10 protein-coding genes and 1 tRNA gene are annotated in these 11,335 nt (G+C 55.9%); 6 read left to right on the forward strand and 5 right to left on the reverse strand.

The genetic code is table 11. The features are described from left to right. Positions 1–38: 38 nt before the first annotated feature. A complete protein-coding gene (gene uvrA / locus KP708_RS00950; RefSeq protein ID WP_215749838.1) occupies positions 39–3,071 on the reverse strand; it encodes an excinuclease ABC subunit UvrA in 3,033 nt (1,010 codons plus the stop codon). 129 nt (positions 3,072–3,200) lie between these two features. On the opposite strand from uvrA, the gene ssb reads away from it, so the two are divergent. Continuing rightward, entirely contained in the window at positions 3,201–3,782 is a 582-nt protein-coding gene (gene ssb, locus KP708_RS00955; RefSeq protein WP_202206991.1) for a single-stranded DNA-binding protein, read from the forward strand. A 64-nt stretch (positions 3,783–3,846) separates the two neighbouring features. Here ssb and KP708_RS00960 read toward each other — a convergent pair whose 3' ends face one another. Further along, positions 3,847–4,131 (reverse strand): hypothetical protein, encoded by a 285-nt coding sequence (locus KP708_RS00960; protein ID WP_215749840.1) that lies wholly within the window; start codon positions 4,129–4,131, stop codon positions 3,847–3,849. A 289-nt stretch (positions 4,132–4,420) separates the two neighbouring features. Next, positions 4,421–4,927, reverse strand: a complete 507-nt coding sequence (locus tag KP708_RS15645; RefSeq protein WP_252347329.1) for a helix-turn-helix domain-containing protein — start codon at positions 4,925–4,927, stop codon at positions 4,421–4,423. 83 nt (positions 4,928–5,010) lie between these two features. On the opposite strand from KP708_RS15645, the gene KP708_RS00970 reads away from it, so the two are divergent. The 4 genes from KP708_RS00970 (at position 5,011) to KP708_RS00985 (ending at position 9,717) form a co-directional block, all read left to right on the forward strand. Continuing rightward, positions 5,011–5,775, forward strand: coding sequence for a class I SAM-dependent methyltransferase (locus KP708_RS00970; RefSeq protein ID WP_215749842.1), 765 nt, complete (start codon positions 5,011–5,013; stop codon positions 5,773–5,775). Positions 5,776–5,848: 73 nt separating this feature from the next. Beyond that, the gene (gyrA, locus tag KP708_RS00975; protein ID WP_211515730.1) at positions 5,849–8,689 is read left to right on the forward strand and encodes a DNA gyrase subunit A; all 2,841 of its coding nucleotides are present in this window, start codon (positions 5,849–5,851) and stop codon (positions 8,687–8,689) included. After that, a complete protein-coding gene (coaD, locus tag KP708_RS00980) occupies positions 8,682–9,200 on the forward strand; it encodes a pantetheine-phosphate adenylyltransferase (RefSeq protein WP_046900542.1) in 519 nt (172 codons plus the stop codon). The genes gyrA and coaD overlap by 8 nt, the downstream gene beginning before the upstream one ends. Before the next feature lie 31 nt (positions 9,201–9,231). After that, positions 9,232–9,717 (forward strand): peptidylprolyl isomerase, encoded by a 486-nt coding sequence (locus KP708_RS00985; protein ID WP_086634607.1) that lies wholly within the window; start codon positions 9,232–9,234, stop codon positions 9,715–9,717. Between the two features lie 36 nt (positions 9,718–9,753). Here the strand turns inward: KP708_RS00985 and KP708_RS00990 are convergent, their stop codons facing one another. Next, on the reverse strand, positions 9,754–10,134 hold the full coding sequence (locus tag KP708_RS00990; RefSeq protein ID WP_064275282.1) for a DUF6525 family protein: 381 nt from the start codon (positions 10,132–10,134) through the stop codon (positions 9,754–9,756). Positions 10,135–10,267: 133 nt separating this feature from the next. Between KP708_RS00990 and KP708_RS00995 the strand changes: the two genes are divergently transcribed. Next, positions 10,268–10,343 (forward strand) — tRNA-Lys (locus tag KP708_RS00995). A gap of 119 nt (positions 10,344–10,462) precedes the next feature. Here the strand turns inward: KP708_RS00995 and KP708_RS01000 are convergent. Then, complete coding sequence (locus KP708_RS01000; RefSeq protein WP_371822690.1) at positions 10,463–11,320, reverse strand: GntR family transcriptional regulator; 858 nt, start codon at positions 11,318–11,320, stop codon at positions 10,463–10,465. Positions 11,321–11,335 lie beyond the last annotated feature (15 nt).

The raw sequence follows: 11,335 nt of genomic DNA on the forward strand, positions 1-11,335 counted from the left end.
GTCCTGAAGAACGGGGCTCTTCAGGACTTGATCAGGAATCAGACTTTGGTTTTGTTGCGGGAGCCTGAGGGGCGGCCACGAGGTTTCTTGTCCGCCACTATTTTTGCCTTAGGCACTTTTGTTGTTTTGGCTGGGGCTCGCTCCGCCTTTTGGGGCAAGCTGGCGGCAATCATCGCCTGAGTGATTCTTTTGCCTGTGGGCTCACGGTGCTGCCTGACACCGGGCGCATCCAGAAGGGGGGCCAAGAAGCGGCCAGTGTGGCTTGCTTTGCAGGCAGCAATGTCTTCCGGTGTTCCTGCGGCTACGATCTTGCCGCCACCATCACCGCCTTCTGGTCCGATATCGATCAGCCAGTCTGCTGTCTTGATGACCTCCAGATTATGCTCGATCACCAAAATGGTGTTCCCCTGATCGACCAGCGTATGCAGCACTTCCAGCAGCTTACGGACGTCTTCAGTGTGCAGGCCGGTGGTGGGCTCATCAAGAATGTAGAGCGTGCGACCAGTAGCCCGTTTGGCGAGTTCCTTGGACAGTTTGACGCGCTGGGCTTCACCGCCTGAAAGCGTGGTTGCCTGTTGGCCCAGGGCGACATAGCCAAGACCAACCTGCTGGAGAATGGCGAGGCGGTCCCGAATTCTGGGCGCAGCCTGAAAGAACGGCAACGCCTCGTCCACAGTCATGGCAAGTACATCAGCGATGGAATTGCCACGGAACTTCACTTCCAGCGTTTCACGATTGTACCGCGCGCCTTTGCAGGTGTCACAGGTGACAAAGACGTCAGGCAGGAAGTGCATTTCGATTTTCAGGACGCCATCGCCCTGACAGGCTTCGCAGCGACCGCCCTTTACATTGAAGGAGAAGCGGCCTGGTTTGTAACCGCGTGCCTTGGATTCCGGGAGTTCAGCAAACCAGTCCCGGATAGGGGCGAACAGGTCCGTGTAGGTGGCGGGGTTGGAACGGGGTGTACGGCCGATCGGAGACTGATCGATTTCGATGATTTTATCGAGGTTCTCTACGCCTTCCAGTCGGTCATAAGGGAGTGGAGACTGGCTCGATTTCATGAGCTGCCGGGACAGTGCTTTGTAAAGGGTATCCACGACCAGGGTGGACTTGCCGCCGCCTGATACACCAGTGACCGCAATAAAGGTCCCCAGTGGGAAATCCACGGTCAGATCCTTGAGATTGTTTCCCTTGGCTCCAACCAATGTGAGTGTTTTGTCCGAGGTGCGTCGATTTTCCGGAACTGGAATAAACTTCCGACCCGAAAGATAGGCACCAGTCAGGCTTTCTTTATTCTTGGCTACTTCCGCAGGTGTGCCGATTGCGATGACGTTTCCGCCCCGCGTGCCAGCACCAGGCCCCATATCGATAAGGTAATCAGCAGCACGGATGGCATCTTCGTCATGTTCGACGACGATGACGGTGTTTCCAAGGCGTTTGAGGCGCTCCAGTGTACCGAGAAGGCGCTCGTTGTCGCGCTGATGCAGGCCGATGGACGGTTCATCAAGCACATACAGAACGCCGGTCAGACCCGAGCCAATCTGGGACGCCAGCCGGATACGCTGGCTTTCACCGCCAGAAAGTGTGGCCGATCCGCGGGAAAGTGTGAGGTAGTCCAGGCCAACATCATCGAGGAAGTGCAGGCGATCCGTGATTTCGCGAAGAATGCGGCGCGCGATTTCCGCACGTTGTGGGGTGAGGGTAACTTCAACGCCGGAAAACCAGTCCAGTGCCTTGCGGATCTGCATATCTGACGCTTCGGCGATGTTCAGGTCATTGACCTTCACGCAGAGGGCTTCAGGTTTCAGGCGCGCGCCATGGCAGGTGTGGCAGGGCTTTTCTGACTGGTAGCGCGACAGTTCCTCGCGGACCCACATGCTGTCTGTCTGCGCCATGCGCCGCCGCAGGTTTTTGAGCACGCCTTCAAAGGGCTTCGTAACGGTATGGACCTTGCTGCCATCACGATACGGAATGGCGATGGCCTCTTTGGAACCATACAGGATCAAATCCCGGGTTTCGGCTTTCAGGTCTCGCCATGGCGTGTTCATGGTGTCCCCACAATGGCGAGCAAGAGCTGCAAGAGTCTGGTCATACCAGTCCGTGCTGGCACCACTCCAAGGGGCAATCACACCTTCAGAAAGTGTCAGTGTGTCGTCACTGACAATCAGGTTCTCGTCAAAATGGGTTTCCGTACCGATACCATCACAGGTCGGACAGGCGCCCATTGGGGCATTGAAGGAAAACAGACGGGGCTCGATCTCCTCAATCGTAAAGCCTGAAACAGGGCAGGCGAAACGTGAGGAGAAAACGATGTGGGCGGGGGCAGCTGTTTCTCCCGCACGCCTGACTTCTTCCGCGTAGGCGAGACCGTCGGAGAGTTCGAGGGCTGTCTCAAAGCTGTCTGCCAGACGGGATTCGAGATCAGGTTTGACGACAATCCGGTCCACCACGACTTCGACATTGTGGCGGGTCTTGCGATTGAGTTCGGGGGCTTCGGCAATTTCGTAAAGTTCACCGTCAATTTTGACGCGCGTGAAGCCCTTGCGAGCCAGGTCTGCCAGTTCGCGTTTGCAATCCCCTTTACGGTCCCGGACGACCGGCGCCAGCAGCATGAGACGCGTACCTTCAGGAAGCGCCATGACGCGATCTACCATCTGGCTGACCGTCTGGGCTTCAATAGGGAGGCCGGTTGCGGGTGAATAGGGAACACCTACGCGCGCCCAGAGAAGGCGCATGTAGTCATGGATTTCCGTGATGGTGCCGACGGTGGAGCGGGGGTTCTTTGAGGTCGTTTTTTGTTCGATCGAGATGGCCGGGGAGAGGCCCTCAATGGAGTCCACATCCGGCTTGCCCATCAGTTCGAGGAACTGGCGGGCGTAAGCGGAAAGACTTTCCACATATCGGCGCTGACCTTCGGCATAGATCGTATCGAAGGCGAGAGACGACTTTCCGGAGCCGGAGAGACCCGTGATGATCGTCAGGGAGTCACGGGGAATCGTGACATCGATATTCTTGAGATTGTGGGCGCGGGCACCACGGACACGGATCGAATGATTGTCTGGAAAGCTCACGAAAACCCCGGAATGTGCAGAAAAGCGATTGTTAAAAATCGGAACGCGCCTGAACGGCGCTGGATCAATTATAGATGGGCGTTTAGGATCATATGAAAAGAACAATTCGAGAAAATTGGTTGGTACGGAATGGCAGGCAGCGTCAATAAGGTGATTCTGGTCGGGAATCTGGGCAAGGACCCGGAAGTCCGGAACACGCAGTCAGGCGGGAAGGTTGTCAATCTGACGATCGCCACGTCTGAAACATGGAACGACCGTCAGTCCGGTGAGCGCCGCGAGCGTACGGAATGGCATCGCGTCGTCATTTTCAATGATCGCCTGGGCGATGTGGCTGAGCGTTTTCTGCGCAAGGGGCGCAAGGTTTACCTCGAAGGTGAACTGCGGACCCGTAAGTGGACCGACCAGTCCGGCCAAGAGCGTTACACGACGGAAGTAACGATTGATCGGTTCCGCGGTGAGTTGGTGCTCCTCGACAGTAACCGCAGTGGCGGTGATGAAGGCGGTGGCTTCGACGGTGGTGGTTCGTCCTACGGTGGCGGAAGCAACAACGGCGGCGGCTTTGGTGGTGGAAGCCGGAGCGGTGGCAGTGAAGGTGGCTTTGGCGGCGGCTCTCGTAGTAGCGGCGGTAGCGCAGGCGGCGCGTCGGGCAGTCGTGGTGGTGGCTGGGATGCTCCGCCAGATAACGATCTGGATGATGAAATCCCGTTCTAAGGGATTTTCCGGAGAACCGGGCTGGCAGTGTCAGTCCGGTTTTTTATGCGCGAAAGGCCCGTTTTTAGAGCGACAGATGAAAGAACTGGTTGAACTTAGAAGCCTGATAGTCAGCGAAAGGTTCACCGTCCTGAGCACTCAATCGTTTTAGCGCACCAATGCCAGCAACGTGGCCCCGGTGGTGGACAGTCCAGACCTCGATATCAGATGAGGTGAGAGCAGCCAGATCCAAGGCGAAGACGTGTCCAGCAGGGGTGTTTTCGTGCATTCCGGCAAGGTGAAGGGCCAAAAGGTCGCGTGTTTCTTGTTCGGAAAAATCGGCTGGGCGGAGAGTGTAGTTCGGGTTCATAGGGTGGAATCCGGAGTGGCCGTGCTTCTGGATAAAATGACGAGTTTATAGCCCGCATGAGCTGTCGGGATGAATGTTGTTTGGTCGTAGTGGAGAAGGCTTTGTGTTGGATGCTGAAAGCTCCGTTGCCCTCTCCTTCTCTGGGGAGGACGCTTTGGTCTTCCCAGAAACGGTTAAATTCCGGACTTTCTCTTTGAAGGGTTGAGACAAGTGTCTGAAAAGGTTCGGTACGGGCGCTCGAAACTGTATCGGCCCGAAATTCGGCCAGAAGCCGCTGGGCGCGGGTTAGCTAGTCCGTAAGGAAAATTCGGGCATTGGGGTTCAGAAAAACATAGCGCAGCTGATTGGTCTCTGAGCTGTTCAGCCAGACATCGAAAAGGATTTTGGCTGCGGAATTTGCGCTCAGAACATTCCACAAGGGATCGAGCAAATAAGCGGGGCTGGAGATCTGTTCTGGGAGGCTGAGCAGTGTGGCTGGTGCAGTTGGCGCAGTGTGATCCCGCTGAGGGTCTCGCAGTTCTGCCAAAGTGAAAAGGTAGCGTCTTTCCGTCGTGGACAGTTTCAAAGCCGCGGCAATGCGCGACAGTGTGGCGGATGAGCATGAGACGTCGCGTCCCTGTTCCAGCCACGTGTACCACGTCGTGCTGATCCCGCAGAGTTGAGCTGTTTCCTCGCGGCGTAGCCCTGGGGTGCGTCTGCGACGTAATGGAGTCAGTAAGCCTGCTTCTGACTGGGCGAGCCTTTCCCGGTGCGTGCGAAGAAACAGACCGAGAGTTTTGCGGCTGGACGTAGGCATGGTGCAATTTATACCATGATAAAATAGGATCTTATACCTAACTGTTTGTTGCCTGATGATGATTTCTAAGGGAGAAAACTCAGATGGTTAGGCAGGCAGGACAATTTGCTGCGAAGCATTATGAAGACAGGGTGTCATCTTACGCAGATAGCGTGGTGCATAGTCAGGGCGGTGATCTGGACGTGATGGTTCGGGCTGTTCAGGGTCGCGGGTTTGAACGTGTGCTGGATCTTGGCTGTGGCGGGGGTCATGTCAGCTATGCTGTGGCGCCACATGTCGGGCAGGTTGTCGCCTGCGATGTCACGGCCGGAATGTTGGCTGCGGTAAGCAGGTCCGCTCAAGACCGTGGCCTTGGCAACATTGTTGTTGAACAGGGCGCCGCAGAAGCGCTTCCATTTGATGATTGTGTGTTTGACGCTGTTTTATGCAGGTTTAGTGCCCATCATTGGGAAGGCTTTGAGGCTGGTCTGAGAGAAGTGCATCGCGTTCTGAGGTCAGGAGGTCTGGCTATTTTCGGCGATGTTACGGCTCCTGAAGACGCTATGTCCGATAGCTGGCTCCAGACGCTGGAATTGATGCGGGATATCTCTCATGTGAGGGACTATGCCGCGACAGAATGGGTGTCTGCTCTCGGAAGATCCGGTTTTGTTGTGGGTGGCCTGAGACGCAGCCGTTTGCGGATGGAATTTCAGAGCTGGGTATCGCGAACACGGACGCCGACCGAGCGGGTAGAGGGCATCCGGTCGTTGCAGCGTGGTGCGCCTGTAGCTGTCCGTGAAAGACTGGGGTTGGAAGAAGACGGCAGTTTCCTGCTGGACGTGACCGTTTTTCAGTCTCACAGGCCATAATGGGGTGGGTGTGGCATGTAGGCCGCGCATGGGCTATGCTGTGCGGACTGTATTTTAGCGTGGTGGACCTGTCTTGACCGAGCTGAACGAGCCGACTGATATTGTACCTTCCGATCGTCTTCCGGTGACGATCGAGGAGGAGATGCGCTCCTCCTATCTGGCCTATGCGATGTCGGTGATCGTCTCGCGTGCCTTGCCGGATGTGCGTGACGGCCTAAAACCCGTCCATCGCCGCATCCTGTACGCGATGCGCGAGAGTGGGTTTACGTCTGATAAGCCTTACCGCAAGTCTGCGCGTGCGGTCGGTGACGTGATGGGTAAATACCATCCGCACGGTGACAGCTCGATTTACGATGCCATGGTTCGTATGGCGCAGCATTGGTCAATGCGCGTCAAGCTGATTGATGGACAGGGTAACTTCGGTTCGGTCGATGGCGATAGCCCGGCTGCCATGCGTTACACCGAAGCTCGTTTGGCCAAGTCTGCGTCGTTCCTGCTGGATGATATTGAGCGGGACACGGTTGATTTTCAGCCGAACTACGACGAGAGCGAGCATGAGCCTAAGGTTCTGCCAGCGACGTTCCCGAATCTTCTGGTGAATGGCGCTTCGGGTATCGCGGTCGGTATGGCCACGAACATCCCGACGCATAATCCTGGCGAAGTCATTGATGCCACGCTGGCGATGATTGCCAATCCGGCGATTGAGCTGGATGAGCTGATGCAGATCATCCCCGGCCCGGATTTCCCGACCGGCGGAATCATCATGGGCCGCAGCGGTATCCGCAAGGCGTTTGAGACAGGGCGTGGGTCTGTTCCGGTCCGGGCTCGTGCTGAGATCGAGGAGATCCGCAAGGATCGTCAGGCGATCGTCATCACCGAGATTCCATATCAGGTGAACAAGGCAACCCTTCAGGAGAAGATTGCCGATCTCGTTCGTGCGAAAGAAATCGAAGGCATCTCCGATATCCGGGACGAAAGTGATCGTTCTGGAATGCGCGTTGTCATTGAGCTGAAGCGCGATGCGACGCCGGAAGTGGTGCTGAACCAGCTCTATCGCTTCACGCAGCTTCAGACGTCCTTCAGTGTCAATATGCTGGCACTCGATGAGGGTAAGCCGCGCACGATGGGGCTGATGGACGTTCTGCAGGCGTTCATTCGTTTCCGCGAAGACGTCATTCTGCGTCGCGCACGCTTCGACCTGAACAAGGTTCGGGATCGTGGGCATCTGCTGGTCGGCCTTGTGCTGGCTGTTGCCAACATCGACGAAGTGATCGCGCTGATCCGTTCTGCCCCTGATGCTTCGACAGCGCGTGAGCTGCTCATGGCGCGCGAGTGGGATGCGAGCGAAGTTGTGCCGTTGCTGGAGCTGATCCAGGACGAAGGCAATGTCATTTATGACGGCAAGGTTCGCCTTACAGAAGCGCAGGCTCGCGGTATTCTCGAACTGCGTTTGCAGCGTCTAACCGGTCTGGAACGTGAGAAGATCCAGGGTGAGCTGAGCGAAGTTGCGGCCAAGATTGCCGACCTGCTCGACATCATTGGCAGCCACACTCGTCGCATGGATGTCATGCGCAATGAATTGCTGGCGGCTCGGGCTGAAATTGCCACCCCACGGATGTCGGAAATCTCCGATGCGCTGGGTGATCAGTCTGACGAAAGCCTGATTGAGCCGGGGCAGATGGTTGTGACCATCACGCGTGACGGTTTCATCAAGCGGACGCCGCTGGAGATGTTCCGCTCGCAGAACCGCGGTGGGCGTGGTCGTACGGCGTCTGGCCGTCGTGGCGATGACGTCATTATTCGCAGCTTCAATGCTCATACCCATCAGTGGGTACTGTTCTTCTCTTCGGGCGGCAAAGCTTATCGCACCAAGGTCTGGCATCTGCCAGAAGCGTCTCCGACGTCCAAGGGGCGCGCGCTGGTCAACCTGCTTCCAGAGCTTGGTTCGGATGCCATTACAGCAGTGCTTCCGTTGCCGCAGGACGAGGAACTGTGGGAAGATCTGCACCTTACCTTTGCGACCGCCAGCGGCAATGTTCGTCGTAACCGCCTGAATGATTTCCGGAATATTCGGGCGTCCGGTCTGATTGCGATGAAGCTGGATGAGGGTGATTCCCTCATTGGTGTGGCGACGTGTCGTGAAGGTCAGGACGTGTTCCTGGCAACGAAGAACGCGCGCTGTGTCCGCTTCCAGATCACCGATGATACGCTGCGTGTGTTTGCAGGGCGTGGCAGCTCGGGCGTGCGTGGTATCCGCCTTGGTGATGGGGATGCGGTGATTTCACTGTGCATCCTCAACCATGTGGATGCCAGCGTTGAAGAGCGTGCAGCCTATCTGCGGATGGCCAATGCAAAACGTCGTGCCGAGAATGCTGCGTTGGCAGAAGGTGCTGAAGAAGAGGTGGTGTCCGGTGACGAAGACACTGTGGAGATCGCTGGCGATCTGACGCAGGAGCGCTTTGAGGAGCTGGAACAGCAGGAAGAAATACTTCTGACCGTGACGGATGGCGGGTTTGGCCGTCGTTCCTCTGCCTATGATTATCGTGTGTCTGGCCGTGGCGGTCAGGGCATTACGAACATGACCTTCTCGGCCAATCGTCGTGGCAAGGAAGTGGTTGGAACGCTTCCAACGCTGGATGGCACAGATGTCATGCTCGTGACGGATACGGGTCGTCTGATCCGTCTGCCGGTGTCTCAGGTGCGTGTCATGGCACGTCAGGCCAGTGGTGTGACGCTGTTCCGCTTGAACGACAGTGAGACCGTGATCTGTGTCTTCCCGGTTGTGGAAGATGATGGGGAAGAGGGCGACCTGATCGAAGGGGATGTCGTGGCAACGCCGGACGGTACAGCGCCTGTTGATGGCACTGTGACGGACGGTGAGGCTTCTGTGGGTGACGCAGCCCCTGATGCCTGAGTGGCAGACTGATCCGCGTGTCGGGTTTTATCCCGGCACGTTTGATCCGGTAACGTTCGGTCATCTCGATATTATCGACCGTGCGTCCACTCTTTTTGACCGCCTGCTGGTTGGTGTGGCGGTCAATGAAGGGAAGCAGCCGCTTTTGACGCTGGAAGAGCGTCTGGAGATGATGCGGCAAGAGGTTTCGAAATTGCCTCATGCTGACCGGATCAGGGTTCTGGGGTTTGATACTCTATTGGTCGATGCCGTACGCAAGGCTGGCGCCGGGACGGTTGTGCGCGGCCTTCGCTCTGCGGGGGATTTTGACTTTGAGAGTCAGCTCTCTGGGGCGTTGCGTCGTTTGGCGCCGGAAATTGAGACGGTCTTTCTGCTGTCTTCCGAAGGGCATCGCACGACGGCCAGTCGGATTGTGAAGGAAATTGCTCGTCTTGATGGCGATATTTCCTCCTTTGTCAGCGAAGATGTTGCAAGTCTCGTCTTGTCGAAACTGGGTCGAAGGGCGACATAGGAACCTTCATTGATTTCTGGAAGGTTCCAAGATGTCTGAGACCGCAGTACCCGACGGCAACAAGCTGGTTTTCGAACTCAAGAACGGCAAGGTCGTCATTGAGCTGCGCCCTGATCTGGCGCCGCTGGCTGTGGAGCGTCTGAAGCTTCTGGCGAGCGAAGGTTTTTACGACGGTGTGAAGTTCCACCGTGTGATCGAAGGCTTCATGGCACAGGGCGGCGATCCGACTGGCACAGGCACCAGCGGTAGCAGCTACCCGGACCTGAAGGCCGAGTTCACGGATAAGGCAAAGTTCGAGCGTGGCACACTTGGCATGGCCCGTACGATGGCTCCGCACTCTGCAAACAGCCAGTTCTTCATCATGTTCCAAGACGTGCCATCTCTGAACGGTCAGTACACGATCGCTGGCAAGGTTGTTGAAGGCATGGAGTATGTCGATCAGATCAAGCGTGGCGCTGGCTCGTCAGGCGTCGTCAAGGATCCGGACACCATCGTTAAGGCTTATGTAGAAGCCTGAAGCTGTTTGGGCTGTTCTGAGTGTCTTAAAGGACCCTCAGGCAGCTTGCTGCTTGTTCTCTGGTGTGCGCAGGACTGTCACTCCTGCGGCATCATGAGGGTAGGGAGAGCCGCATTGAGCGGTGTAGCGCTCTGAAAAAGCCTCGCGTTCTAGGCGTTCACAATAATCCAGATATTTGATCAGGGCCCGCTCGGCACGCGGAGTGCGGCCGTAAATGCGCTTGTAGTGCTTCCACAGGATCAAGGCGTTGACGGACCAGGCATCATAGACGTGTTCGTTCAGGCGTCTGCGAATGGATGCTGGAAGCTGGTCGAATGCATCCCACTCGTTCCCCTCAAAGCGTTGCCAGATTTCATGCCGTACAGTGCGATCGTTTAAGGCGGAGTGATTGGTCAGGTTGTTATTTTTGGAGCGCATACGGGGGGCTTTTTCAGGCTCTGAATCGGTAGTATTTAATACGTTATAACATAACTAAAAAAATTCTAGTGCTGTTTTCCGGCTGCTGGAGGTTGACCTCCCTAGTGGTTGTGGGGTAGCCATCCGCTCGGATGAACCGGTAGCTCAGTTGGTAGAGCATTCGACTTTTAATCGAATGGTCCTGGGTTCGAGTCCCAGCCGGTTCACCATTTTCCCCAGAGATCGAATGTGTTTGGAAACTTCGCCTAGGGCGAGGCAGATCCGCATCATTAGCGCGGAAAGCCGTCAAGCTAATATGATCGCCCTATGCCGATATGGGCTGGCTACCTTACGGAACGAAAATCGAAGATTTGTCACGGAGCAGGTTTGCAGAGCGTGGTTTCATCTTTTTTCGAATACTCAGGGCTTTGTCGAGGTGCGTAAGATGCGCATCCATGATTTTTACGGCATCCTTTACCCTATTCTTACGCAGGGCATTCACCAGCCGCCTGTGATTGTCGCAGGATTGCTGCGCGTCCGCCTTGGATTGATACAAGGTAGCGATCAGGACGATTCGGGTTGTTAATTCTTCAAGAATGTTGGCCAGAATAGAATTGCCGAGTGCTGCGGCTAGGTGGACGTGAAAGTGGCCTAGAAGGTAGCTGCGACGACCCAGATCATTCTCATCAATGGCGCGCTGTTGCTCCAGAACGTGTGCTTCAAGCTGTTTGATCGTCTCGGCACTGATATTTTTCTGTGTCATGAGAAGACCGATTTCTACGGATCGGCGTGCTTCAATTGTTTCGCGAGCCTGTTCAACGGTGGGTTCAATGACGAACCACCCCCTCCGAGGGGAAACCGCAACGATGCCCCGACTGCTGAGGCGCATCATTGCCTCCCGGACCAGTGTTCGTGAAACCCCGAAGATCTCTCCCAGATCTTTTTCTCCGAGCCGCTCTCCGGGGGAGATCTGTTCGGAAAGAACGGCCTGAATAATTTTGTTTTCGATGACATTGCTGCTGGCGGGCTGCATCGATTTTTTCCGTTCTTCCATGTCAGCTTTTATGCGCCTCCTTCTTTTGAGGGACAAGCGTGGCATAAGATATGGAAAAGGAATATTCCGGATTCGATCATTTTTAATGTGGAACAAACATGCTTTGTATTCTATCTGGTATACAAGATTCGCCAACATGGTGAATTGCGACACATCCTGACTGCTTCA

The organism is Gluconobacter sp. P5H9_a (genome assembly GCF_018812085.1).
GTDB lineage: Bacteria > Pseudomonadota > Alphaproteobacteria > Acetobacterales > Acetobacteraceae > Gluconobacter.